We start from the raw sequence: 24,746 nt of genomic DNA on the forward strand, positions 1-24,746 counted from the left end.
GGCCAGTGAGATTTTCAAGGCTGATTTTTCATGTTTCTGCCTGTGCAGATCAATGTTCATAGCACATACCCCTGTCTAGCTCGTGGTACAGACGTGCTATCGGCAGACCGACCACATTGTTATAGTCACCGCTGATACATTTTACATGGATGGCAAACGGTCCCTGGATGCCATAGGCTCCTGCTTTGTCTAAGGGATCCCCTGTCGCGATGTAGGACTGCAGATCCTGGCGGGAAACAGGATAGAACGTCACATTCGTCTTTTCATAAAAGGTTCGGACATCCGGTGTCTTTACACTTCCCGTTACGAGGGACACCCCGGTATAAACCTGATGGGTACGGTCCGCCAGCAGGGAAAGCATGTCATAGGCCTCCAAAGCACCCGAAGGTTTTCCGAGTATCTCGCCATTGTATACGACAACCGTGTCTGCGCCGATTACAGTACACGGTTTTGCCGGCAGCGTCTTGAATATATGCAGCGCTTTCTGGCGGGCCAGGTTCATGACAATCTCCGGGGGATTGTCCCCGGCCATTATTTCTTCTATATCAGCCGGCATGACATCAAAGATAAATCCAGCCTGCGTTAATAATTCTTTTCTGCGTGGCGAAGCCGAAGCAAGGACGTATTTCACAACGTGTTCCTCCTTTTTTAAAACAGTGTTTTCTGATGTGGCTTTACGATTTGCATTTATTATATCACAATACGGGTTTATTTTTTACCAGATTTGCTCTATAATGTAACTCGTGATGACAATCTGAAAGAGAATAGAAATAATGGAGGAACGATACTATGTACATCAGTGAGATTACGACGACGGCGCCGGCCGACGAGAGGATGCCGCTGGAACGCAAAATGTATGAGACGCTTGATAAATTGAAGATTCCGTATGAGCGTGTGGATAATGAACCGGCTGCGTCTATGGAAGAGTGTGCGGCTGTGGACAAGGCGATTGGCACGGAGATCCGTAAGAATGTATTCTTATGCAACCAGAAGAAGACGACATTTTTCCTTCTTGTCATGCCGGCGGATAAAGCGTTCGACACGGCATCATTCAGCAAGAAGCTCGGCGTGTCGCACATGTCGTTTGCACCGCCGGAAAAGATGATGGAACATCTGGGCACGACCCCGGGTTCCGCAAGTGTGGCAGGGCTTCTCAACGACGAGGATGACTATGTGCAGGTGATTGTGGATAAGGAAGTGGCGGAAAGCGAATGGTTCGGCTGCAACCCCGGCATCAACACGAGCCATCTGAAGTTCAAGACAAAGGATCTGCTCACGAAATTCCTGCCGCACGTGCATCACAGGGCAAGAATCGTTGAGCTGTAGAGGTTGCGGGCCGACTATAATATGGGTAAGGAACAGAAGAATATGAAGTCAGAATCAGATTTAAGACAGTTGCTATATAGTATAGACCACAAAGGATATCCGGCGTATAAAGGGACGAAAGGAATCTATCGTTTTGGAACGTATGAATTATCTATAGACCATGTCCAGGGGGATCCCTTTGCGGCCCCGTCCAGGCTGAGTGTCAGAGTGCATGGCCGTACGGCAGGATTTCCGGTGAGGCTGTATGATGAAAAGTACAAACGCATTGCACTGCAGGACTATGTGACCAGGCAGTTTGCGGCACAGACGGCCCGCTATACGTTTCAGGCCAAAGGCTCTGGAAAAAGTGGAATTATCTCGGTGACTTGCTGTGGCCAGGAAGTTCTGGAACGCACGGCCTGTACGATAGACGAGCAGTCCGGAGATGTTACCGTGCGTTTTGAGGTCGGCTTCCCGTCCAACGGACGGACCATCAATGCAAAAGAGCTGATTAAGATACTATATGATTATCTGCCGGATTGCGTGGAAAAATCAATGCTGTATGGGAATCTGAATGCCCGGACAGTAGAAAAGGTCATGGAACTCAGCGTTGACCGAGATTACATCCTTGGCGAACTGGACCGCCTCGGGCTTGCGGCGTTTATCGCGAACGGATCTATACTGCCAAGAGAGTCGGGCGTGTCACAGAAGCCGATGAAGGAAGCTGTCGCATTCGTCTCGCCGGAGCAGATGGAGGTCACGCTTGAGCTGCCTTTTAAAGGAACGCTTACCGGCATGGGAATCAAGAGAGGGATTACACTTATCGTAGGCGGAGGCTATCACGGCAAGTCCACGCTCCTTAAGGCGCTGGAATCCGGGGTATATCCGCATATAGCCGGAGACGGCAGGGAGTATGTCGTGACGGACAGCTCTGCGGTAAAGCTCAGGGCAGAGGATGGAAGGAGCATCAGGCACACGGATATCTCTATGTTCATCAATGACCTGCCGAACGGGAAAGACACGAGAGCATTTTACACAGAAGATGCCAGCGGCAGTACGTCCCAGGCGGCCAACGTGGTAGAGGGCCTGGAGGCAGGGGCAAAAGTATTCTTCATAGACGAAGATACGAGCGCCACGAACTTTATGGTCCGGGACGAGCTGATGCAGCAGGTCATCCACCGCGATATGGAACCGATCACACCGTTTATAGAGAGGGTAAGAGACCTGTATGAGATGTATGGCATCTCTACTGTCATCGTAGCGGGAAGTTCCGGGGCATATTTCCAGGTGGCGGATGACATTATCCAGATGGACCGGTATGTGCCAAAAGTGATTACGCAGGCGGCAAAAGAGGCAGCCGAAGAGTATCCGGAGCTGGAACTGCCGGCGGACAAGCCCAAGATGCCGGAATTCAGAAGAATTGCCAAAAATAATCCGGGACTGAAGCAGAAAGGGCGTATCAAGATAAAGACGTTTGGGAAAGACGGCGTACAGCTGAACCACGACACGATTGACCTGCGTTATGTGGAACAGCTGGCTGACGCAGAACAGCTCACCTGTCTCGGCTACATCGTAAAGCATATGGAAGAGCACATGATGGACGGAAAAATGACGATACGGCAGCTTGTAGAAAAGCTGACATCTGATTTGGATAAAATGGGATTTAAAGCAGTCTGCGGCGAATCTTACCTTCCGGGCAATCTGGCGCTGCCGAGAAAACAGGAAATCTACGCTTGCCTGAACCGTTACAGACGGTTGGGGACACGTTAAAACGAAATGGGGACGGAGGTTTTTTAAAAAACCTCCGTCCCCATTTCGTTTTAACGTGTCCCCGCTGCCTATAGCAGCAGATTGTTGAGGGCATCTTTCAATGCGCTCTGATAACTTACTTCATCAACGGTTTCTCCGGCGATGATATCCTTGCTGCCGATTTCTTTTCCTGCCAGATAGTATTTCATTTCTCCAATCTTAGTCCCTTTTTTAATCGGAGCCTTCAAATTCTTTTTCAATACTTTTTTCTTTTCAATGCTGTTCAGGTCGGCTCCGGTCGTGTCTATGTAGGCAAAAGGTTCTGTCTGTTCTGCCTTGATTGTCTTTTTTACTCCTCTGGTGAGTGCGACAGGCTTGATGGAGGCTGTTTTTTCTTCTTCGTATTTGTTGCACTTTCCGAATCCATAGTTCAGCAGCGTGGTGGCGTCGTTGAAGCGGGCTTTATGGTCGGGCGCAGCCATTATGACAGCAATCAATTCCATGCCGTTTTTTTCTGCTGTGGCTGAGACGCAGTATTTGGCTTTGTCTGTGGAACCTGTCTTCAGGCCTGTCGCGTATTCATACTGGCGTACCAGCTTGTTTGTGTTCGTCAGCCCGAATTCGGTAGTCCCCTTTTTGGTCGTATGTGTTATGTCTTCCATCCATATCATGGAATAGTCCCGGATCTGCGGGTATGTAGTGATTAATTCACGGGACATCAGCGCGATATCCCTGGCTGTCGTGAGATGTCCGTCTGTATCCAGGCCATTGCAGTTCACGAAATGTGTATTGTCCATGCCAAGCCCTTTGGCGCGTTCATTCATATTTTTCACAAATTCTTCTTCGTTCCCGCATATGTATTCCGCCATCGCAACGCAGGCGTCGTTGGCCGAGGCCACTGCAATACATTTGATCATCGTATCTACGGTCTGGGTCTCGCCAGGCTCCAGGAATACCTGTGAGCCGCCCATAGAAGCGGCAAATTCCGAGGTGGATACAGAATCTTCGAGCTTGATCTTCCCGTCCTTCAGAGCGTCAAATATGAGCAGCAGCGTCATGATCTTCGTCACGCTGGCAGGCGGGCGCTGCTCATCGGCTTCTTTCTCGTAGATTACCTGTCCGGTTGAGGCTTCCATCAGGATGGCTGACGGAGCGGAGACGTCTAGTCCGGTCGCAGCGTCCTGTCCGGCACCGGAATCCGATTCGGTGTCCGTGCTTTCATCCGTGCCGGCATCGCTGTTTTGTTCCTGGCTCTGCCCGGTGTCCTCTTCATAGAGGAGAATGTTGTCCGGCGGCGCGGCAAGAGCGACAGACTGGGTACATAAAAATACGCATATTAGTAGAGCAAAGAATCGCTTCATTGGCAACTCTCCATATAGATTCTATTATTACCAGTGTAGTGGAAAAGGAGGGAAAATATAACCTGGGACAGGGTAAAAATAAAAAGGGACACGTTAAAATGAATTGGGGACGGAGGTTTTTTAAAAAACCTCCGTCCCCAATTACTTTAAGAAAATTAAATTGCTCTTGTGTATTCTTTCAGCCATTCTTTTTCGTCTTCATCCAGATGTGGGGAGACGATGTCGTATACTTTGGCGTGGTATGCGTTCAGCTGGTCTTTGTCTGCCTGTGACAGCAGTTCCGGCTTGATGGCGTCCAGATCTATCGGCACATAGGTGATAGGTTCAAAATACAGGAACTGTCCGTAGTCTGTGCAGTCCCCTTTTCTTACGACCATCTCGTTCTCCGTGCGGATGCCGTGGGAACCTTCGATATACAGTCCGGGCTCATTCGTGATTACCATGCCTGGTTCCAGCGGATGCTTTTCTTTCTCCCGGATAGCACAGCGGAAGCCGGTAGGGGCTTCATGGATGTTCATCAGATATCCCACGCCGTGGCCGGTTCCATGATTGAAGTTCTGGCCCCGTTCCCAGAGCGGCTGCCTTGCGAGCACATCCAGGTTATAGCCCGTAGTACCATAGAGGAACACTGCTGCAGCCAGATGCAGGTTGCACTTGAGGACTGCCGTAAAGTCCTCCTTCATGTTATCCGGAATATTGCCAAGGGCAAAGGTTCTAGTGATGTCGGTGGAACCTTCGTAATATCCACCGCCCGTGTCCGTCAGGAAAAGAGAACCTTCCTTCAGCGATACGTTCGTCTCCGGCGTCGATGTATAGTGTACGATGGCCCCGTGTTCGCCGAATCCGCAGATTGGCTCAAAGCTCTGCCACAGGTAGCCTTCCTGCTCTTTTCGGAACTCTTCCAGCTTATCTGCCGCGCTGAGCTCGGTAATCTCGATCTTGCCGACCTGTTTCTTCAGCCAGTACATGAACTTTGTGACAGCCACGCCATCTTTTACGTGTGCCTTGACAATATTCTGAAGTTCCGTATCATTTTTCATGGCTTTCATAAGAATCGTCGGGTTGATCTGCTCCACAACCTTAGTGCCCTTTGGAAGGTTGTTATACAAAGCATAGTTTAACCTGGAAGGGTCTACAAGCACGGTATCGCTCTCTTTAAACGACTTCACATCCTCATATACCGCATTGTAAGGATGGATGGAAATATTGTCTGCCGCCAGCTTTGCCTTCATTTCTTCCGTCAGCTTTCTCTCATCGATATAAAGCTTCATGTCCTCCATAGTGATGACAGCGTAGGAGAGAAGAAGTGGAAAATATTCGATATCATTGCCGCGCAGATTCGTCGTCCAGCACACGTCATCCAGTGCCCCGATAACGTGGATGTCAGCCCCCGCGGATTTCATGGCTTCGCGGATGCGGGCGAGCTTGGACGCGGTAGAGGCTCCCGTATAAGCTTCCTCGAGCGCGAATGCAGGCTCTTCTGAAAGCGGCGGACGGTCGTCCCATATCCTGTCGATCAGATCCTCGGAATAATCGATCTTTCCGTTCTTAGGAGCGACGGCGGCTTCAAGAGCCTGTCCTTCTCCCATGGCAACGACACGGCCGTCAAATCCCAAAGTCCCATATTCAGGCAGTGCTTCTGTAATAAATTCTTCTACAGAAGGAACGCCGGGATTCCCCATCTTGAACAGCCTGACGCCGCTTTTGTCCAGCTGCTTTTCAGCCTGGATGAAGTATCTGCCGTCGGTCCACAGGCCTGCCTCGGTCGGCGTGATTACAGCCGTCCCGGCGGAACCTGTAAAGCCTGTGATAAATGCTCTCGCCTTGAAATGTTCCCCAACATATTCGCTCTGATGGCAATCGTCCGTCGGCACCATGTAGATGTCGAAGCCTTTTTCTGCCATCAGTGCACGCAGAGCAGTGAGCCTTTCTCGTATATTCATGTTAAAACCTCCCTTTTGTTATAAATGTCTCTAATATAGAATTCTAACATATATGTTTGCAAATTCAAAGGAATAATTATATAATTATCACGATATAAAAGGAGCAGATTATGTTAAAAGATAAAAAATATTTTTTGTTTGACATAGACGGAACACTCGCTGTAGATGACGTGCTGTTTGACGGGAGCAGGAAGCTCATCGACTATATTTCATCCATCGGCGGCCGTTCCTTCTACATTACGAACAATTCTACAAAAAGCAGAAAAGATTATATGGCTGGCTTTCAGCGGTGGGACATCCTGACGGAGGAAGACCAGTTCATCACGGCATCATATGCCACCTGCCGTTACCTGAAGGAACATTACTCCGGAAAGAAGCTCTTTGTCATGGGCACCCCCTCCTTTATAGAAGAAGTAAAGGGCTGTGGGTTTGCCGTAACAGAGCAGGCAGAGGAAGACGTGGCATGTGTAGTGGTCGGATTTGACAGGACGCTTAGATATGAAAAGGTGGAAGAGGCCTGCAAGCTGCTGTTCCGGCCCGAAGTGGATTATATCGGCACGAATCCTGATTACCGGTGCCCTGCGTCCTTCGGGTTCGTCCCGGACTGCGGGGGAATCTGTGAGATGCTCAATGTGACGGTGGACAGAAAGCCATATTACGCCGGAAAACCAAACAAAGAGATCGTGGCCATGTGCATGGAACAGGTGGGCGCTGAGCCTGAGGAGGTGCTTGTCGTAGGGGACAGGCTGTACACCGACATCGCGTGCGGCATCCGGGCAGGGGTAGAGACCGCTCTCGTGCTCACAGGTGAAGCACGGGAAAAAGATCTTGACGGCACAGAATTCAGACCGGATTATGTATACAGGGATATCCGGCAGCTATATGAAGACTTCATCGGGCAAAGGAGAACGACATAAGTGACTGCCATTCTAATTACAGGAATCGTTATATTGCTGGGTATCCTGCTGGAAATCTGGCGGGAAACGCATACGTTCAAAATGACAAGGTATCCTATGGTACCGAAGGTGCTCAGCGGCATGCCGAATGCTCTCAAAGTGATATTCCTGAGCGATATGCACAACAAGACGTACGGACCGGGCAACAGCAGACTTCTGGACGCGGTGCGCGCTGAGCATCCGGATCTGATACTCATAGGAGGCGACATGCTGGTCGGCAAAAAAGGGCACGGCTTGTGCCCGGCGCTCCAATTCATAACACGGCTTGCCGATATCTGTCCCGTATACTATGCCGACGGCAACCATGAACAGCGTGTAAAGGAGAGCCCCGGGGAATATGGCATGGATATGGACGCATATGTAAAAGACCTCCGAAGAGCGGGAGTGCATTTCCTCGAAAATGAATGCGTCTGCATGGAGAAGGAGGGCATACCAATCCGCATCTATGGCCTCTCTCTGCCAAATCGCTGCTATGGGCGATTCAAAAGGGCAGCGCTTCGGGCGGAAGACATCACAAACATGATCGGGAGGCGTAAAGAGGGATGCTATAATATACTGCTTGCACATAATCCCTGCTACGCCGATGTATACAAAGCATGGGGAGCAGACCTCATACTGTCAGGACACTATCACGGAGGCATCGTACGCATTCCCGGTCTGGGAGGAATCATCGCCCCCGGCTTTTTTCTCTTTCCGAAGCACTCGGGCGGGAAATATGTGGAAGGGGATGCAACGATCATAGTGAGCAAAGGGATTGGCAGCCATACGCTGCCGGTCAGGCTTTTTGATCCTGCTGAGGCAGTCGTCCTGGAATTTCACAAAGAAAACTTGTGTAAACGTCCCCCAGACGGTATAATAAATTAGTTGTGACAGAATAAGACAAAAGGAGTATATATGGGTATACCAGTTAAGCTTCAGGTGTTCGAGGGGCCGTTGGACCTTCTGCTGCATCTGATTGACAAGAATAAAATCGATATATATGATATTCCGATAGTAGAGATAACAAACCAGTATATGGAATATATCCGGGCCATGGAGAAGGAAGACCTGAATGTGATGAGCGAATTCCTCCTGATGGCGGCAACGCTCCTCGATATCAAGTGCCGGATGCTGCTTCCTAAAGAAGTAAATGAGGAAGGCGAAGAAGAGGACCCGAGGCAGGAGCTCGTCGAACAGCTGCTGGAATACAAAATGTACAAGTATATGTCCTATGAGCTGAAGGACAGGCAGGTCGACGGCGAGATGGTACTCTATAAAGACCCGACGATACCGGAAGAAGTTCTGGAATATGTAGAACCGGTCGATATGGATGCATTGCTCGGGGATCTGACGCTTCTGAAGCTGAACCGTATATTCAAAGATGTGATGCGCAGGCAGATAGACAAGATAGATCCGGTCCGCAGCACGTTCGGGAAGATCGAAAAAGAAGAAGTCACTCTGCCTGAGAAACTGGATTATGTGACGGATTATGCAAGGATACATAAGAAGTTCAGCTTTCGTGAGCTTCTGGAGAAGCAATGTTCCAAAGTGCAGCTTATCGTGACATTTCTGGCGGTCCTGGAACTGATGAAAGTCGGAACGGTCTTCATCGAGCAGGAGCAGCAGTTTGATGACATTATCATTACATCCGTGTTATAGATGAGAGTGGGAAAGGTAGTATGGAAGAAGTGGAGATTCGTAAATTAGAAGGCGTGATAGAAGCCATTTTATTTACCATGGGAGAGTCGGTGGAGCTTGGCAAGATAGCATCTGCCATTGAACATGATGAAGATACGACGAGAAAGATCATCCGCCAGATGATGGTCAGGTATGACGAGGAGGACCGGGGCGTCCGCATCATTGAACTGGAAGGCTGCTTCCAGATGTGTACGAAGAAGGAGATGTACGAATACCTGATCAAGATAGCAAAGCAGCCGCGCAAATTCGTCCTGACGGATGTCCTGCTTGAGACGCTGTCGATCGTGGCGTATAAGCAGCCGGTCACGAAGCTGGAGATTGAGAAGATCAGAGGGGTCAAATCAGATCATGCGGTAAATAAGCTCGTAGAGTATAACCTTGTCTGTGAAGTGGGCAGGCTGGACGCCCCGGGACGGCCGCTGCTGTTCGGGACGACGGAAGAGTTCCTGCGCAGGTTCAGCATCCAGTCGGTGGAAGAGCTTCCAAGCCTTAACCCGGAACAGATGGAGAACTTCAAGACAGAGGCAGAGGAAGAGATACAGCTCAAGCTGGACGTATGACAGCCGCTGTCTCAGGATGAAAAATGTTCATAGTATCCGTGTACAGAACATAGATTACAGTAACACAGATTATATGCGGTGCTGTATATGAAAAAGAAATACTGGATGATAGGTATGATAATGATGATAGTTCTCTCTGGCCTTCCTTCCTTCGGCGCACGTGCCGGGGATGAGGACGCCCCGGAAGAGCTGTCGCAGCTATACGCCCGGTCCGCAGTTCTTATGGATGCTGACAGCGGGCGTGTTTTATTTGGCAAGGAGGAAGATGTGGTAAGGCCGATGGCCAGCACTACGAAGATCATGACTTGCATTCTTGCGCTGGAGAACATGCAGGAAGATGAGGTGACGGCGGCATCGGATTATGCTGCGAGCCAGCCGAAAGTCCGGCTTGGGGTGAAGGGCAAAGAGGAGTTCCGGATGAAGGACCTCCTATACTCGCTTATGCTGGAATCCCATAATGACAGTGCGGTAGTGATTGCGGAAGGGATTGCAGGATCGGTGGAGGAATTTGCCGTCATGATGAATGAGAAGGCGGCAGAGCTTGGATGCAGCAATACATATTTTGTCACCCCGAACGGGCTGGACGGTTATGACGATGGGGGGACGCACTCGACGACTGCGAGAGATCTGGCGGCAATCATGAGGTACTGCATCAAGGAATCGCCGAAGAAAGACGCGTTCCTTGAAGTGACGCGCACGAAGGAGTACAGCTTTACAAATGTAAAAGGAGACAGGAGCTTTTCGTGCAGCAACCACAATGCGTTCCTGACGATGATGGACGGAGCCCTGTCGGGAAAGACAGGTTTTACCGCAGATGCCGGATACTGCTACGTAGGAGCGCTTGAGCAGGACGGCCGGACATTCATCGTAGCCCTCCTGGCCTGCGGATGGCCGAACAATAAAGGATATAAATGGAAAGACACGAGGAAGCTGATGGAGTACGGCATCGCCAATTACCAGTATCAGACGGTCTGGCAGGATATGGAGCTCAAAGACATAAAGGCAGAAAAGGGAATAAAAAAAGGAGATGAATTTGGGGGCGATGCGAAGATTCCGGTCAAGGTTGCGGATGCAGATAAAGACTTCAAAGTTCTGCTCAAAGAAGGAGAGAAAGTAGACGTGGCCTGTGATGTAAGCAAGGTGCTTGCCGCACCGGTCAAGGAAGGAAAAAAAGTCGGCACGGTCACCTATATGCTGAACGGCGAGCTGTTGAAGGAATTCCCGGTCATAACTACGGAATCCGCGGACAAAAAAGATGCCGGATGGTGTGCGGGGGTTCTTGTGAAGAAACTTCTGATGCAATAGGCAGCTATCCATTACGAAATCTTATATCCCCATAACGAACGGTAATTTCACAACCTTCTGCAGGAATGATACTATATAAGTGAAGAAAGAGGAATGAAGTTTACGATAGGGAGGTGTCATTATGGGAAACATCATAGGATGGGCTATCGTAGCTGCAGCGGCGCTGTATGGAATATATATTGTAGTATCTGACAGAAAAAGGCACTTCTAGGCGGAAGGAATAGCGGGAACAGGCGGCTGCATGCTGTATGCTGATTGCTATCGGCAGACAGTATGCAGCCGCTTTAAATCAGAGGAGGTTCTTCCTGACGTACTGGAGGAAAAGCTTCATGGCCGGCGAAAGGTCTTTGGACGAACGCAGGGCGATTCCTAAGTTGCGGTACGACTTCGGTACAAGCGGCCGGGTCACATAATCCCCGTGGTATAGTGACAGAAAAAGCTGAGGCATGATGCTGATGCCAAGTCCGTGTTCCACCATCGATGCGATAGAATAATCGTTCTTGCCGGTAAATTTAATGTCTGGCGTAATTCCTGCCTTTTCAAGCAGCGGATGTATATCCGCGTCATTGACCCGGTCGTATATGATAAACGGCTGGCTTTCAAACAGCTCGATCGGCACTTTCTCAAGCTCCGCGTAAGGATGACCCTTCGGAAGGACCGCAAGGAGAGGATCCTGCTCTACATGGATGAAATCATAGCTTTTGTCTTTTTGAAAGCTTGTAAAGCCGATGTCTACTGTAAAATCCTCCAGCCATCTGGCAATCTCCCCGCCGCTTCCTTCCATAATCTGAAATATGATGCCGGGGTAATCGGCCTGGAACCGGCGGATGATATCAGGAAGCCAGCGTATCGAACAGCTGACATAAGTTCCGATGCGTAACGTACCTTTTTTCAGGCCCTTCAGAAAAGAGATCTCCTGATTGACGGTCTCGTTGGAAAAGAGCAGTCCCCGGATAGACGGGAGCAGGGCCTCGCCCTCCGGCGTAAGGGATACGCCTTTGTGGCCTTTGTAGAACAGCGGGAAGCCGACCTCGGCCTCAAGCGACTTCATCATCTGCGTGATTCCGGACTGTGTATAGCCGAGCTTTTCACCGGCCTTTGTAAAACTGCCGAGATGGATGGCGGTCAGCAGCACTTCACATTTTTTCAGATCCATAAGCCCTTTCTCCTTTCCTTTTTCTTCCGTTTCTATGTGCCTGTTCTAATTATATAACAGATGGGACCTGAAAAGAAAGTTTTAAGGGTGGATTTTTCTGCGGATGCATGTATAATCTACAGTATACGTAAAAAGATATATGCCCCGCCCGGTGGGGATGAAGGAGGAGAGAAGATGTCCATAGAAAGAGTCAGAGATTATTTTCGGCAGTATGGCATGGAAGGACGGATAAGAGAGGTAGATGCGTCGAGCGCTACGGTGGAGACGGCTGCCGCTGCCTTTGGATGCGAGCCGAAGCGTATTGCCAAGACGCTGTCGTTTTGTGCGGGGGAAGATATTATCCTTGTAGTGACGGCAGGGGATATGAAGATAGACAATAAGAAGTATAAATCACGGTTCGGCTGCAAGGCACAGATGCTGAAGGCGGAAGAAGTAGAGCCCATCGTGGGCCATGGCGTGGGGGGAGTATGTCCCTTCGGAATAAATGACGGTATAGACGTATACATGGATGTGTCGCTGAAAAGGTTTGATACCGTGTTTCCTGCGGCCGGAAGCAGTAACAGCATGATTGAGCTCGGCATAGATGAGCTGGAGCAGTACGGAGGCAGCAGCGGATGGGTCGACGTGTGCAGAGAACGCTGAGAGGAAGCCTGTGAAAAAGACGGATGCCATCATTGCAAAAAGAGAGGAATTCTTTTATAATGGCTTACAGGAAGAGTATTTTAAAAGCTGGCATTTTCTTCATACGACGACATATGACTTGACGAAGGGAGGGAACAGCTGGTCCAACCAATTCTGACGTACCGGAGCAGTGCATCTGCTCCGATGTCCCGATAAGGCGACAGGCCTTTTCTGATGGAATCGCAGCCGCTTCTGGCAGAATCCACATTTTATTCTTGGAGAGAGAAAAGCAGGAATATTCTTTCCGTCTTTTACCGATATTTTGTTGATTTTAATATTGACATTTCCCGGTAAGTATAATACTATATTAATCGAGGAACGAACATTCGTTCGACAATGAGAAGGAGAGCATGTTATGGTAAGTGATGATAAGAAGAAAGCGCTCGATGCGGCGATATCGAAACTAGAGAAAGATTTTGGAAAAGGCACGGTCATGAAATTGGGAGACCCGGCAGCCCAGGTTCAGGTAGAGACGGTGCCGACAGGTTCCCTCAGCCTTGACCTTGCTCTGGGGCTCGGCGGTGTCCCGAAGGGGCGTGTGATCGAGATATATGGGCCTGAGTCAAGCGGTAAGACGACGGTGGCGCTCCACATGATAGCCGAGGTGCAGAAGCGCGGAGGGATAGCAGGATTTATCGATGCGGAGCACGCGCTGGATCCTGTATACGCGGGCAACATAGGGGTCGACATTGATGAACTGTACATATCACAGCCGGACAGCGGAGACCAGGCGCTCGAGATTACCGAGACGATGGTGCGCTCCGGCGCGATGGATATCGTTGTCGTCGATTCGGTGGCCGCGCTCGTGCCGAGGCAGGAGATTGAAGGCGATATGGGCGACAGCCACGTAGGGCTTCAGGCAAGGCTTATGTCCCAGGCGCTGAGGAAGCTGACACCTGTAATCAGCAAGTCGAACTGTGTCGTAATCTTCATCAACCAGCTGAGGGAGAAGGTAGGGATCATGTTCGGCAACCCGGAGACGACTACCGGCGGCCGCGCGCTTAAGTTCTACGCGTCTATCCGTATGGATGTCAGAAGGATAGAGACGCTGAAGCAGGGCGGAGAGATGGTCGGCAACCGGACGAGAGTCAAGATTGTAAAGAATAAGATTGCACCTCCGTTTAAGGAAGCTGAGTTTGACATCATGTTCGGGAAAGGAATCTCCCGTGAAGGCGATATCCTGGATTTGGCCGCAGGCATCAATGTAATCAATAAGAGCGGCGCATGGTATGCTTACAACGGCGATAAGATTGGGCAGGGACGTGAAAATGCCAAGATGTATCTGGCGGAGCATCCGGATATGCTGGAAGAAGTAGAGGCCAGGATACGGGCGCATTATCATCTGGGAGAGGATGCCGCCGCGGCGGCGGAAGAGGCCGGCCCGCAGGAAAGCAAGAAGAAAGAATCCAGGAAAAAGGATGAGGACAAGCAATAATGACAGTCACGAAGATAGAGCCTGTGACAAAGACGAGATTTCGGATATATGTGGACGGACAGTTCGCCTTTATATTATATAAAGGCGAACTGTCCCGTTATCATATCGCACAGGATGAGGAAATCACAGAAGAGACATATGAGACGATTCGGACGGATGTGATCTTAAAGCGGGCCAAGCTTAAGGCCATGCACCTGCTGAACGACATGGACCGCACAGAGGGACAGCTCAGGACGAAGCTTGGGCAGGGCGGCTATCCGGAAGATATGATAGACGCGGCTATAGACTATGTTAAGGCTTTCGGCTATATCAATGACGACGCTTATGTGAGAAGATTCATAATGGGCAGGAAAGAGAGAAAGAGCAGACGAGAGATATCAGGAGCGCTCAGCCAGAAAGGTATCCCCAAAGAACAGATCGATGCCGCCATGGAAGAGTGCTATGGAAAAGAGGATTCCCAGGCGGCTATCCGTAAGATACTGGAAAAGAAAAAGTATGACCCCGCCACCGCGCAAGACGTTGAAAAGCGCAGAATCATGGGATATCTGACACGCAAAGGATTCAGCTATGATGACATCCGTCATGTAATACAAGTTTCTGAGTGGAATGCTTGACATCTTTGTGAAAACAGTATAAAATTTAAGTGTTGTATTTGTACAATGAAAATTTAATAAGGAGGTGCTCCTGTGCCGATAGGAATAGTAATTGCTGTAGCCGTGGTGCTTGTTATAGTAACAGCGGCAGTCAGTCATTTTGTTACGGTCTCCAATCTGAAGAAGAATGCAGAATCTAAGATTGGGAATGCGGAAAGCAAGGCCAGAGAAATTATTGACGATGCGGTGAAGACAGCCGAGGCCAAGAAAAAGGAGTCTCTCTTGGAAATTAAGGAAGAGTCTATCAAGAATAAGAACGAGCTTGAAAAAGAGACAAAAGAACGCAGGGCAGAATTGCAGCGTTACGAGAAAAGAGTCCTTTCCAAAGAAGAGGCACTGGATAAGAAGTCAGAGGCTATCGAGAGGCGTGAGTCAGGGTTTGCAGCAAAAGAAGAACAGCTTAAGCAGCGCGAAACGAAAGTGGAAGAGCTGAGTAAGCAGCGAGTACAGGAACTAGAAAGAATCTCAGGACTTACCTCCGAACAAGCAAAAGAATATTTGTTAAAAACTGTTGAAGAAGATGTTAAACATGATACCGCTAAGATGATTAAAGAATTGGAGACGCAGGCGAAGGAAGAGGCGGACAAGAAGGCGAAGGAATATGTTGTCACCGCCATCCAGAGATGCGCCGCAGATCATGTGGCGGAAACTACAATTTCGGTTGTACAGCTTCCAAGTGATGAAATGAAAGGGAGGATCATCGGAAGGGAAGGACGTAATATCCGCACCCTCGAAACGCTTACAGGCGTAGAGCTTATTATCGATGACACCCCGGAAGCCGTCGTCTTGTCAGGCTTCGATCCAATCAGGAGAGAGGTCGCAAGGATAGCGCTTGAGAAGCTGATTGTTGACGGACGTATTCATCCGGCAAGAATTGAGGAGATGGTAGAGAAAGCGCAGAAAGAAGTAGAGACGATGATTCGTGAAGAAGGAGAGGCGGCAGCTCTTGAAGTAGGCGTACATGGAATTCATCCTGAGCTCATCAGGCTTTTAGGACGGATGAAATTCAGAACGAGCTATGGGCAGAATGCACTCAAGCATTCTATCGAAGTTGCGCAGCTGTCAGGTCTTCTGGCGGGAGAAATCGGCCTTGACGTCAGAGTGGCGAAAAGGGCAGGTCTTCTGCACGATGTAGGAAAATCTATTGATCATGATGTGGAAGGCTCACATATTCAGATTGGAGTGGATCTCTGTAGGAAATACAAGGAATCTGCGACGGTCATCAATGCGGTAGAGGCTCATCACGGCGATGTAGAACCGGAAACTTTAATTGCATGTGTGGTACAGGCAGCAGATACGATATCTGCGGCACGGCCAGGTGCAAGAAGAGAAACAATTGAAACATATACAAACAGGTTAAAACAATTAGAAGATATCACCAATCAGTTTAAAGGTGTTGAGAAATCTTTTGCAATTCAAGCGGGTAGAGAGATTCGTGTAATGGTAGTTCCAGAGCAGGTATCTGATGCAGACATGGTATTGATGGCCAGAGATATAGCAAAGCAGATAGAGTATGAGCTAGAATATCCTGGGCAGATTAAAGTCAATGTAATCCGTGAGTCACGTGTTACCGACTATGCCAAGTAGAAGATAAATGTTGAAGGGAGCTGTCGCGCTGAGCAATCAGCGGGGCAGCTCTTTTTTGTATACCTATACAATAAAACCACCTGCTATGCGGGTGGTTCCCCAACTGGCTTTAGCCCTAGATAAAAAAACCTCCCGAGTTATAATAAGTGTGGGTCCTAAACCGCACCAAAATAACTAAGGAGGTATCCAAATGTATAAGAATACTTTATCACACACCTCTTGTAAGGACTAAGCCAGAGAATAAGGTGCGGTTTGGGCTTTTATTCTCGAAGGGCCTTTGAGGCCCAAGCCGGCAATAGTCCCTTACAGGGACAGAACAAACCAACAGCTAAGCTGGTGGTAGTGATTATACCCTCGTGCATCTACTTTTCGGCCGGTGCATATGCAATCAATACGATGTCTTCTTCTGTCTGCTGTTTCAGCTTTTCCTGCAGTTCGTTGATTTCTTTTATACAGCCAGACGAGATATGGGCAATTTCATATTCCTGTTCCATGGTAATCACCTCCGGGGTTAGTATTGGCAGATCATTAAAAATTAAACGCTGTGCCAAAATATCACGCACGCTTCTCCTGAACTGGAATTTTCAATCTCGGCGGAGCCTCCAAGCTGTTCTGCAAGCTGCTTTACGATATAAAGTCCAAGTCCGGAATCGCAGATCCTATAACATACCCGTTCTTTTCCAAGCGATACATCCATCGTAATCCTGCCGCCTCTGGGTGTAAACTGCAGGCTGTTGGATATGATATTGACGATGATACGTGACAGCTTTTCCACATCCCAGGTCGTGGGCCAGAGCCACCGTCATCGTGACGCGTTCCTGTTCCATATGCCATTGGGCGGACAACGAGCTATTCAGTTCCTCTTTCATATCAGAAAATGCGCTGCAGAGCCTGCCCAGCTCATTATCTGAATGATAGTCGATTTCAAAGTCAAGGTTCTTCTCCCGTATGTTCTTAGCGGCGTCGGTTAGAAGCCGCAGCGGGTAATTGATTTTCTCAGCCTGTATTCTGGAAAACAGAAATGTAAAGCCGATAATATATATAAATTGCGAAAACAGAGCAAGACCAATAATGACAGCGGCCAGACGTCCCCTGTCATTGGCGTAGGTCATCTTGATCTGATAGGAGAGAAGCACGGCTCCCTCGATGTTCCCGCCGGCTTCTGTGATAGGGACGGTATGGATATAATATCCGTTTCGGAAGATGGTTGCATTCAGGTAGCTGTCAAATAAATGTTGCTTACGGCCTGTTGGCTCCCATATCTTTTTGATAAACTTTTTGTTTCCAGAATGAAATCTTTCATGTCTGAACATCCTTTCTCTTATAAGCTGAATTCTGTTGCTTGAGGAATACTAGCACAAAAGAATAACATTTCTATAACGTTTTGGACAATCAGTGTTAAAAAAGTAACGTTTGACATTCTATACTGTAATAATTGTAATTACAGTATGTGGCGGCATAATCGTTGAAATATCAGTTGAAAGCATGGAGGCTGCGATGGAAAAAGAATACAGGGAATTACGAAATGAAATACAAGCGGAGGAGACAGCAGACATCTGGAGAGAAGCATATATCGGAACCTACGCATCTGAAAAGAGCAAAGGGGTATATCGGTTTTCGGTCAACATCGATAACGGATGTATGACACAACCGGAACTGCTTTACGAAGCACACAATGCAAAATGGGTATCCCTGGCAGGAGATATGCTTGCGTTTCCTACGGAGCGGCAAGACAGGGCCGGAACATGCTTTGTCAGCCTCACAGATCATAGGGCAAGTCTTGTGGGAGAGATACTGGAAGAAAAAGATACGCCATGTTTCATCCTGCAGGAGGGAGCCTTCGCATATACGGCCAACTACCACGATGGCACGGTTATGATATACCATATGGGAAAGGAAGGGCCTGAAGCTGCAGGCAGGATTGAAAATGGAGCGGAGGCAGGCTGCCATCAGATTATATTACATGGGCCATATGTGATGGTTCCCTGCCTGACGCAGCATCGCATCCGGATGTTTGACCGGACAGATGGTTTCCGCTCCTGCGGCGCTGTCCGGTTCCCGGATGGGAGCGGGCCGAGGCACGGAGTATTCAACGCGTCACATACGCTGCTGTATGTGGTGAGCGAATGGAGCAATGAGCTGTTCATATTTGAAGTGCAGGAGGATACGTTTCTATTGCGCCAACAGTTATCGATACTTCCCGAAGAAACGGGAAGCGGGAGAAAGAAGCAGGTTGCGTCTGCCGCGGCAGTCCGCCTTACGGTAGATGAACGGTTTTTATATATATCCATTCGGGGGCAAGATCTTCTGGCCGTGGTGGATGTCGGCGGGAGCAGCGCGGCAGTACTGGAACATGTGCCATGTGGCGGAGAGCATCCAAGGGATTTTGTCCTGACGGAAGATGAAAGGTTTCTGCTCGTTGCAAACCGTTTTTCGGGAGAGGTATTCAGTTTGGAAAGAGACAGGATGAGCGGCAGGATTCTTGGAATCCGAAGCCGTATCAGCATGCCGGAGGGAGTTTCTCTGGCGATAAGGCAAGGCAGTGGATCGATGAAGGAGGTAATATGATGCAGAAAACGGAGATTGGGGTCATCGGCCTGGCGGTTATGGGAAGAAGCATTGCCCTTAACATGGCGGACCATGGATTTAAAGTAGGCGGATATAACAGGAGCGGCAAAGTGACAGACGAGATGGTCAAGGAGTACCCGCATGAGAACTTTGTACCTTTTTATGATATGAAGTCGCTCGTCGCGTCCCAGGAGCGTCCGAGACGGTTCCTGATCATGGTGAAGGCAGGAAATCCGGTCGATATGGTAATCGAACAGCTTGCTTCGCTGCTGGATGAAGGAGATATGATACTGGACGGAGGCAACTCATATTTTGAGGATACGAGGAGGAGGGAGAAAAGCCTGAAGGCGCAAGGCATCTATTACTTTGGCACCGGCGTATCTGGAGGAGAGCACGGTGCGCGCTTCGGCCCGTCCATCATGCCGGGAGGGGATGAATCCGCCTACAGGCACATCGCCCCTGTACTGGAGGCGATCGCGGCCAAGGCAAAGGGAGAACCGTGCTGTGCATATATGGGTCCTGACGGTGCCGGACATTATGTTAAGATGGTCCACAACGGAATAGAATATGCGGATATGCAGCTCATAGCAGAGGCATACCTGCTGCTGAAATACGCCGGCGGCTATACGAACGAGGAACTTGCGGATATCTTTGAAGCCTGGAACGAAGGGGAGCTGAAGAGCTATCTGATTGAGATAACTGCCAGGATATTACGGGAGGCAGACGATTACGCCCAGGGAGAGCTGCTGGATCATATACTTGACAGCGCCGGGCAGAAGGGCACCGGCCGGTGGACCAGCCTGGAGTCGCTTAGGCAGGGGGTGAACGTATCCATGATTACGGCAGCCTGCAACGCGAGGATCATGTCCAACAGGATAGAAGAGAGAAAGGCAGCGCAATCGCTGATCAACGGTTCTCCGAACAGGCCTGCTGTGGATAAAGGGGCATTTGCCGATAAGGTTAGAAAGGGACTCTATACGGCAAAAATCGTCGCATATGCCCAGGGGTTTGATCTGCTCAGGCATGCCTCTGCAGAATATGGCTGGGATCTCAACTACGGCAGGATAGCCGCCATATTCCGCGCGGGGTGCATTATACAGGCCCAGTTCCTCGATGAGATAACAAAAGCATTTGACAAGGATTCGGAACTTTCAAATCTGATGCTGGATTCTTATTTTCTGGAAGGTATCAACCAGGGGAAGGAAAGCCTTCAGAATATACTGTGCCTTGGCATCCAGAACGGGATTCCGCTGCCGGCTATGAGCCAGGCGGAAGCTTATATCGATGCATCCAGAGGTATGCCGGTGGGGGCGAATCTCATACAGGCACAGAGGGACTGCTTCGGAGCCCACACATACGAAAGGACAGACCGGGAAGGCATTTTCCATCATGACTGGGGGCAGGACAATGAATAAGGAACAGACATTTACCATATTCGGCGGTACCGGGGATCTGACGTTCCGCAAGCTGATTCCGGCGTTTTATAATATGGCGGCCGCAGATAACGAGCAGCTCAACGGGCAGATCGTCATTATCGGAAGAAGAGACTATACGAGCGAGGCGTACCGGAAGCTGGCGGGAGAATGGGTTGAGAAGTTTGCCCGGCTTTCGTACAGGGAAGAGTTCTACAAAGAACTGGCAGAGCGTATCGTCTATTACCGTATGGACTTTACGGATGAAGAGGAATATAAAGGGCTGGACGAGTTCTACAGAGCATCAGGTGCCGGCGGCCATATCTTTTATTTTGCAGTTGCGCCCCGCTTCTTCGGTACTATCGTAAAAGGGCTGCAGAAGGTTGAAGGGGCAGGCAGCGGCAAGGTGGTGATCGAGAAGCCGTTCGGCGAGAATCTTGAGGCGGCGGAAGAACTGAATATCATGATGGAAGCATTTTTCCAGCCGGACCACATATACAGGATAGACCACTATCTTGGAAAGGAAATGGTCAGGAATATCCAGACGATCCGGTTTGCCAACCCTATCTTCAGCAATATATGGGATGCAGAGCACATCGAATGTGTCCAGATATCCGCGCTTGAGGAGGTGGGCGTCGAGACGCGGGGCGGGTATTATGACCACAGCGGCGCGTTGAAAGATATGATGCAGAACCACTTGTTCCAGATAATCACGATAGTTGCAATGGAGCGTCCTCAGGGCCCCGGGGTAGAAGAGATGCATCAGGAGCAGATGAAAGTGCTGGAAACACTTGCTATGCCGGATGATGCTGCCGGGAGCGCGGTGCTCGGGCAGTACGTGGGATACCGGAGCGAGCAGGCGGTAGCTCCCCATTCTGCTACCGAGACATATGCGGCGCTGCGTCTCTTCGTGGAGAATGACAGGTGGAGGGGGATGCCGTTCTATATCCGGACGGGCAAGAAGCTTATGAAGCGGGAGATGCAGGTGGCGATCGTATTCAAAAGCTCTGTACCGGGCGTGCCGCAGAATATCCTGAATATCAAGATCCAGCCGACGGAAGGCGTATATCTGCAGTTCAATATAAAGAGGCCGGGTGAGCTGGATGAGATTATCCAGGCGAAGATGGACTTCTGCCAGAGCTGTTCCTATATCAACCAGATGAATACGCCGGAAGCGTATGAAAGACTGCTCGGTGCATGCATCCGTGGGGAGCGGTCCTGGTTTTCCCAGTGGGACCAGGTGGAGACGAGCTGGAAATATGTAGACGCATTGCGGGAACGGTATGTAAGCCAGCGCCTTCCTGTATATGCTTACGAACCCGGCGATACAGGACCGGCCGAAGCAGATCTGATGCTGGAGCGTTATGGCCATACCTGGTTCGATTGACCGTGTGGTAAGTACATGGAACATGCAGATAATGCAGGATTGAAACGATGAAATTGCAAAAAAAGTGTTTGCAAATTGGAAATATGCTATTGTAAAGGATAAAAAGAATATTATAAAAATTAATCTTGCAAATCGGTGCGTCTTATACTATAATGACTTACTAGAACGTTAAATAAAATATGAAAAAGATAGGATGGATGGAACAATGGCGTTGACATTATCAGAAAAGGCGGCTAGGGTTAAGCCGTCATCAACACTTGCAATTACTGCGAAAGCGAAAGCGATGAAGGCAGAAGGTATTGATGTAGTAGGATTTGGAGCTGGGGAACCGGATTTTAATACACCGGATAATATTAATGAGGCTGCGGTTGATGCCATCCGGTCTGGATTCACAAAGTATACCCCCGCGTCCGGCACAGAGGAGCTGAAAAAAGCGGTGAGCAGGAAATTCCGCGATTTTAACGGGCTTGATTATGCAGCGAACCAGATTGTCGTGAGCAATGGGGGAAAGCACTCGCTTACGAACATCTTCCAGGCAATCACGAATCCGGGGGACGAGGTAATCATTCCGGCGCCCTACTGGCTGACATATCCGGAGATTGTCAAGCTGTGTGACAGCATCCCCGTCGTCATCTACGGCACGAAAGAGTCGGGGTATAAGGTGACGGCAAAGCAGATCGAAGGCGCGATTACGAACAAGACGAAGGCGCTCATATTGAATACTCCGAACAACCCGACCGGCATGGTATATTCGGAGGAGGAGCTGCGTGCCATCGCTGACGTGGTGGTGAGGAATGATATTTATGTCGTTGCAGATGAGATGTATGAGAACCTTATCTACGGGGAAAAGAAGCATGTGAGCATCGCCTCTCTCGGTGAGGAGATCTACAAGAGGACGATTACATGCAGTGGCCTGTCCAAGAGCTATTCCATGACGGGGTGGAGGATTGGCTATACCGGTTCCAGCGTTGAGATTGCTAAACTGATGGGAAGCATCCAGAGCCATCAGACCTCCAACCCGAACTCTATCGCCCAGAAAGCGGCGCTGGAAGCGCTGGAAGGCCCTCAGGACGCAGTGGATGCCATGCGCGAGGAATTTGATGCCAGAAGAAAATATATGTATGGACGTATCCAGAATATGCCTCTGCTGGACTGCCTGGAGCCGGAGGGTGCATTCTATACGTTCGTGGACTTTACGAATGTTCTGGAGAAGTCTTACAAAGGCGTACGTATCGGAACAGCGTCCCGTGCCGCAGAGATCCTCATCGAAGATTACCGTGTGGCGGTCGTTCCGTGCCAGGATTTTGGATTTGACAATTTCGTGCGCCTGTCCTATGCTATATCTATGGAAGGCATAGAGAAGGGGCTCAACCGGATTGAGGAATTCGTATCTTCTCTATAGGCTGCAGAGAAAGAGAAGAGGCAGGCAGAACAATGAGCGGAGAAGTCAGAAGAAAGAAGAGAGAACTTGTGTATCAGGGAGCTATCCTGCAGGTGTACCAGGATACGATGGAATTTGCCAACGGTAACAGCGCCAGGTGGGATTATATCCATCATGTGGGAGCGGCTGCCGTCGTGCCTGTACTGGAAGACGGCAGGATACTTTTGGTACGGCAGTACAGAAATGCCCTCGAGCGGGATACGCTGGAGATACCGGCGGGGAAGCTGGACGCGGCAGGGGAGCCCGGAATCGAGTGCAGCAGAAGAGAGCTGGAGGAAGAGACCGGCTACCGTGCGGGAAAGCTTGACTGGCTCATTACGATACGCCCTACGGTTGCCTACTGTGACGAGCGGATAGAAATTTTCGTGGCGAGAGACCTGACCGCATCAAGACAGAACCTGGATGAGAATGAGTATGTGGATGTCAGTCCATATGAGCTCAGCGTGCTGAAAGAGATGATATTTGACGGAAGGATAGAAGATTCCAAAACAGTGGCGGCGCTGCTGGCATATGAGTCCAGATACCTCCGGTGACGGATGTGCGATCATACGACTGAGGCCAGCCACGCATAAAATAAGAATATATCGCAAGACCCGGCATATAATGAAGTATCTTGACAAGAGGAGGAGTATTTGTGAGGATACGGGAAAACAAGAAGTATTTTGTTTTATTTTGTATGCTGGGTTTTTTGATTGGAATCTTGTATGCTAACATTGTGTCGAAGGATTACATAACAAGCATGGGAATCTTCAACGATTTCTTTTTGAACCAGTATGCCGAGACGGATATAGGTATGGCAGAATATGCCTGGTATATCGTACGGATACGGATGATGCCGGTCATCCTGCTCTTTGCACTGGGATGTACGAGGATCAGAAAAGGGGCCGTCGTGGCTTTCCTGCTTTGGACAGGCTTTTCCTGCGGTATGATAATGACGTCCGCAATCATGAAGATGGGAATCAAGGGGATCGTATTGTGCCTGCTTGCTATGACGCCGCAGTTTGCATTTTACATAGCCGGATACGTCGTGCTGCTCTGGCACTTGTTTTCTTATCCGGAATCTAAGTGGAACCTTACAAAGACGGTATGTTTCCTGCTTCTGCTTGCACTTGGCATTGTCCTGGAATGTTATGTCAATCCTGTGCTGATGAAGATGTTCCTGAAGACTTTGTGAGTTTAAGTAAATTAGGCGCCGCTGGTGAGGATTCTCCGTTCCTCCCGCTTACACCTTCGCATCTGCCCTATACCTCCCCATCGGCTATCTACTTTACTGGCACGGGCGGGGGTGGCTGTGTGCCACTACTGGCTGATGGAAGTACTTTGATTGTGTCAGCATAGTGATAAAGGCTAAGTAAGTTGGAAACCTTTGTGGAAGTAATCATAATGAAGAAGAGCCGGAATCAGGTACGGGGATGTTATGTGATATAACATCCCCTGCCTGATTCCGGCTCTTCTTGCAGCAACCGCGTGCACGCCTCGCTGCAAACGCTTGACGACGGGCATATATATCAGTCGCAGATTTATGCCGCATATATTAAGCCCGTTATATTGTTTCACTCATCTTACGCAG

Annotated in this window: 24 protein-coding genes; 18 read left to right on the plus strand and 6 right to left on the minus strand. The window is 49.5% G+C overall.

Going from position 1 to position 24,746, the window contains the following annotated elements; genetic code table 11:
- Positions 1-49: 49 nt before the first annotated feature.
- A complete protein-coding gene (locus E1963_RS03265; protein WP_132275194.1) occupies positions 50-631 on the minus strand; it encodes a Maf family protein in 582 nt (193 codons plus the stop codon).
- Between the two features lie 158 nt (positions 632-789).
- On the opposite strand from E1963_RS03265, the gene E1963_RS03270 reads away from it, so the two are divergent.
- Positions 790-1,326 (plus strand): prolyl-tRNA synthetase associated domain-containing protein, encoded by a 537-nt coding sequence (locus tag E1963_RS03270; RefSeq protein WP_132275197.1) that lies wholly within the window; start codon positions 790-792, stop codon positions 1,324-1,326.
- 42 nt (positions 1,327-1,368) lie between these two features.
- Entirely contained in the window at positions 1,369-3,075 is a 1,707-nt protein-coding gene (locus tag E1963_RS03275) for an ABC-ATPase domain-containing protein (protein ID WP_132275200.1), read from the plus strand.
- A 68-nt stretch (positions 3,076-3,143) separates the two neighbouring features.
- Here the strand turns inward: E1963_RS03275 and E1963_RS03280 are convergent, their stop codons facing one another.
- Together E1963_RS03280 and E1963_RS03285 are read right to left on the minus strand one after the other, a co-directional pair.
- Positions 3,144-4,415, minus strand: a complete 1,272-nt coding sequence (locus E1963_RS03280) for a D-alanyl-D-alanine carboxypeptidase family protein (RefSeq protein ID WP_132275202.1) — start codon at positions 4,413-4,415, stop codon at positions 3,144-3,146.
- A 155-nt stretch (positions 4,416-4,570) separates the two neighbouring features.
- Positions 4,571-6,358: an aminopeptidase P family protein gene (locus tag E1963_RS03285; protein ID WP_132275205.1), complete on the minus strand. Its 1,788-nt coding sequence runs from the start codon at positions 6,356-6,358 to the stop codon at positions 4,571-4,573.
- A 110-nt stretch (positions 6,359-6,468) separates the two neighbouring features.
- Between E1963_RS03285 and E1963_RS03290 the strand changes: the two genes are divergently transcribed.
- From E1963_RS03290 to E1963_RS03310, 5 genes are all read left to right on the plus strand, one after another.
- Positions 6,469-7,275, plus strand: coding sequence for an HAD-IIA family hydrolase (locus E1963_RS03290; protein WP_132275208.1), 807 nt, complete (start codon positions 6,469-6,471; stop codon positions 7,273-7,275).
- Positions 7,276-8,178: a metallophosphoesterase gene (locus E1963_RS03295; RefSeq protein ID WP_201271984.1), complete on the plus strand. Its 903-nt coding sequence runs from the start codon at positions 7,276-7,278 to the stop codon at positions 8,176-8,178.
- 30 nt (positions 8,179-8,208) lie between these two features.
- Positions 8,209-8,952 carry a segregation and condensation protein A gene (locus E1963_RS03300; RefSeq protein WP_132275211.1) on the plus strand — a complete coding sequence of 248 codons (744 nt, stop codon included), beginning with the start codon at positions 8,209-8,211 and terminating at the stop codon, positions 8,950-8,952.
- A gap of 20 nt (positions 8,953-8,972) precedes the next feature.
- The gene (scpB, locus tag E1963_RS03305) at positions 8,973-9,551 is read left to right on the plus strand and encodes an SMC-Scp complex subunit ScpB (protein ID WP_181992849.1); all 579 of its coding nucleotides are present in this window, start codon (positions 8,973-8,975) and stop codon (positions 9,549-9,551) included.
- Between the two features lie 87 nt (positions 9,552-9,638).
- Entirely contained in the window at positions 9,639-10,856 is a 1,218-nt protein-coding gene (locus tag E1963_RS03310) for a D-alanyl-D-alanine carboxypeptidase family protein (protein ID WP_201271985.1), read from the plus strand.
- A 289-nt stretch (positions 10,857-11,145) separates the two neighbouring features.
- Here the strand turns inward: E1963_RS03310 and E1963_RS03315 are convergent, their stop codons facing one another.
- Positions 11,146-12,012, minus strand: coding sequence for a LysR family transcriptional regulator (locus tag E1963_RS03315; protein ID WP_132275216.1), 867 nt, complete (start codon positions 12,010-12,012; stop codon positions 11,146-11,148).
- 174 nt (positions 12,013-12,186) lie between these two features.
- Between E1963_RS03315 and E1963_RS03320 the strand changes: the two genes are divergently transcribed.
- The 5 genes from E1963_RS03320 (at position 12,187) to rny (ending at position 16,368) form a co-directional block, all read left to right on the plus strand.
- Positions 12,187-12,654 (plus strand): YbaK/EbsC family protein, encoded by a 468-nt coding sequence (locus E1963_RS03320; RefSeq protein WP_132275219.1) that lies wholly within the window; start codon positions 12,187-12,189, stop codon positions 12,652-12,654.
- A gap of 10 nt (positions 12,655-12,664) precedes the next feature.
- On the plus strand, positions 12,665-12,811 hold the full coding sequence (locus E1963_RS19555; RefSeq protein ID WP_167482096.1) for a hypothetical protein: 147 nt from the start codon (positions 12,665-12,667) through the stop codon (positions 12,809-12,811).
- Positions 12,812-13,048: 237 nt separating this feature from the next.
- Entirely contained in the window at positions 13,049-14,128 is a 1,080-nt protein-coding gene (recA, locus tag E1963_RS03325) for a recombinase RecA (protein ID WP_132275221.1), read from the plus strand.
- Complete coding sequence (locus E1963_RS03330) at positions 14,128-14,742, plus strand: regulatory protein RecX (RefSeq protein WP_132275224.1); 615 nt, start codon at positions 14,128-14,130, stop codon at positions 14,740-14,742. Before recA ends, E1963_RS03330 begins: the two co-directional genes overlap by 1 nt.
- A 72-nt stretch (positions 14,743-14,814) precedes the next feature.
- Positions 14,815-16,368: a ribonuclease Y gene (rny, locus tag E1963_RS03335; RefSeq protein WP_132275226.1), complete on the plus strand. Its 1,554-nt coding sequence runs from the start codon at positions 14,815-14,817 to the stop codon at positions 16,366-16,368.
- A gap of 362 nt (positions 16,369-16,730) precedes the next feature.
- On the opposite strand, the gene E1963_RS21210 is transcribed toward rny, so the two are convergent.
- Positions 16,731-16,862 (minus strand): hypothetical protein, encoded by a 132-nt coding sequence (locus E1963_RS21210; RefSeq protein ID WP_262201928.1) that lies wholly within the window; start codon positions 16,860-16,862, stop codon positions 16,731-16,733.
- A gap of 165 nt (positions 16,863-17,027) precedes the next feature.
- Positions 17,028-17,681 carry a HAMP domain-containing protein gene (locus tag E1963_RS20365; RefSeq protein ID WP_243117540.1) on the minus strand — a complete coding sequence of 218 codons (654 nt, stop codon included), beginning with the start codon at positions 17,679-17,681 and terminating at the stop codon, positions 17,028-17,030.
- A 184-nt stretch (positions 17,682-17,865) separates the two neighbouring features.
- On the opposite strand from E1963_RS20365, the gene E1963_RS03345 reads away from it, so the two are divergent.
- The 6 genes from E1963_RS03345 to E1963_RS03370 all read left to right on the plus strand — a co-directional run bounded on the left by E1963_RS03345 (position 17,866) and on the right by E1963_RS03370 (position 24,350).
- Positions 17,866-18,936, plus strand: a complete 1,071-nt coding sequence (locus tag E1963_RS03345) for a lactonase family protein (protein WP_243117541.1) — start codon at positions 17,866-17,868, stop codon at positions 18,934-18,936.
- A complete protein-coding gene (gndA, locus tag E1963_RS03350) occupies positions 18,936-20,351 on the plus strand; it encodes an NADP-dependent phosphogluconate dehydrogenase (RefSeq protein ID WP_132275350.1) in 1,416 nt (471 codons plus the stop codon). Before E1963_RS03345 ends, gndA begins: the two co-directional genes overlap by 1 nt.
- On the plus strand, positions 20,344-21,735 hold the full coding sequence (gene zwf, locus E1963_RS03355) for a glucose-6-phosphate dehydrogenase (RefSeq protein ID WP_132275231.1): 1,392 nt from the start codon (positions 20,344-20,346) through the stop codon (positions 21,733-21,735). Before gndA ends, zwf begins: the two co-directional genes overlap by 8 nt.
- A gap of 205 nt (positions 21,736-21,940) precedes the next feature.
- Positions 21,941-23,137, plus strand: a complete 1,197-nt coding sequence (locus tag E1963_RS03360) for a pyridoxal phosphate-dependent aminotransferase (RefSeq protein WP_243117542.1) — start codon at positions 21,941-21,943, stop codon at positions 23,135-23,137.
- A gap of 32 nt (positions 23,138-23,169) precedes the next feature.
- Positions 23,170-23,709 carry an NUDIX domain-containing protein gene (locus tag E1963_RS03365; protein ID WP_132275234.1) on the plus strand — a complete coding sequence of 180 codons (540 nt, stop codon included), beginning with the start codon at positions 23,170-23,172 and terminating at the stop codon, positions 23,707-23,709.
- Between the two features lie 101 nt (positions 23,710-23,810).
- Positions 23,811-24,350, plus strand: a complete 540-nt coding sequence (locus tag E1963_RS03370; RefSeq protein WP_243117543.1) for a stage II sporulation protein M — start codon at positions 23,811-23,813, stop codon at positions 24,348-24,350.
- The last annotated feature ends 396 nt before the right edge of the window (positions 24,351-24,746 follow it).

The organism is Extibacter muris (assembly GCF_004345005.1).
Lineage (GTDB): Bacteria > Bacillota > Clostridia > Lachnospirales > Lachnospiraceae > Extibacter > Extibacter muris.

Coding starts and splice junctions, on each gene's coding strand:
- scpB (WP_181992849.1), top strand. CDS start 8,973: ATGGAAGAAGTGGAGATTCGTAAATTAGAAGGCGTGATAGAAGCCATT.
- E1963_RS03315 (WP_132275216.1), bottom strand. CDS start 12,012: ATGGATCTGAAAAAATGTGAAGTGCTGCTGACCGCCATCCATCTCGGC.
- gndA (WP_132275350.1), top strand. CDS start 18,936: ATGCAGAAAACGGAGATTGGGGTCATCGGCCTGGCGGTTATGGGAAGA.
- E1963_RS03310 (WP_201271985.1), top strand. CDS start 9,639: ATGAAAAAGAAATACTGGATGATAGGTATGATAATGATGATAGTTCTC.
- E1963_RS03345 (WP_243117541.1), top strand. CDS start 17,866: ATGGAAAAAGAATACAGGGAATTACGAAATGAAATACAAGCGGAGGAG.
- E1963_RS03320 (WP_132275219.1), top strand. CDS start 12,187: ATGTCCATAGAAAGAGTCAGAGATTATTTTCGGCAGTATGGCATGGAA.
- zwf (WP_132275231.1), top strand. CDS start 20,344: ATGAATAAGGAACAGACATTTACCATATTCGGCGGTACCGGGGATCTG.
- E1963_RS03365 (WP_132275234.1), top strand. CDS start 23,170: ATGAGCGGAGAAGTCAGAAGAAAGAAGAGAGAACTTGTGTATCAGGGA.
- E1963_RS21210 (WP_262201928.1), bottom strand. CDS start 16,862: ATGGAACAGGAATATGAAATTGCCCATATCTCGTCTGGCTGTATAAAA.
- E1963_RS03360 (WP_243117542.1), top strand. CDS start 21,941: ATGGCGTTGACATTATCAGAAAAGGCGGCTAGGGTTAAGCCGTCATCA.
- E1963_RS03285 (WP_132275205.1), bottom strand. CDS start 6,358: ATGAATATACGAGAAAGGCTCACTGCTCTGCGTGCACTGATGGCAGAA.
- E1963_RS03270 (WP_132275197.1), top strand. CDS start 790: ATGTACATCAGTGAGATTACGACGACGGCGCCGGCCGACGAGAGGATG.
- E1963_RS20365 (WP_243117540.1), bottom strand. CDS start 17,681: ATGTTCAGACATGAAAGATTTCATTCTGGAAACAAAAAGTTTATCAAA.
- E1963_RS03330 (WP_132275224.1), top strand. CDS start 14,128: ATGACAGTCACGAAGATAGAGCCTGTGACAAAGACGAGATTTCGGATA.
- E1963_RS03275 (WP_132275200.1), top strand. CDS start 1,369: ATGAAGTCAGAATCAGATTTAAGACAGTTGCTATATAGTATAGACCAC.
- E1963_RS03290 (WP_132275208.1), top strand. CDS start 6,469: ATGTTAAAAGATAAAAAATATTTTTTGTTTGACATAGACGGAACACTC.
- recA (WP_132275221.1), top strand. CDS start 13,049: ATGGTAAGTGATGATAAGAAGAAAGCGCTCGATGCGGCGATATCGAAA.
- E1963_RS03280 (WP_132275202.1), bottom strand. CDS start 4,415: ATGAAGCGATTCTTTGCTCTACTAATATGCGTATTTTTATGTACCCAG.
- E1963_RS03300 (WP_132275211.1), top strand. CDS start 8,209: ATGGGTATACCAGTTAAGCTTCAGGTGTTCGAGGGGCCGTTGGACCTT.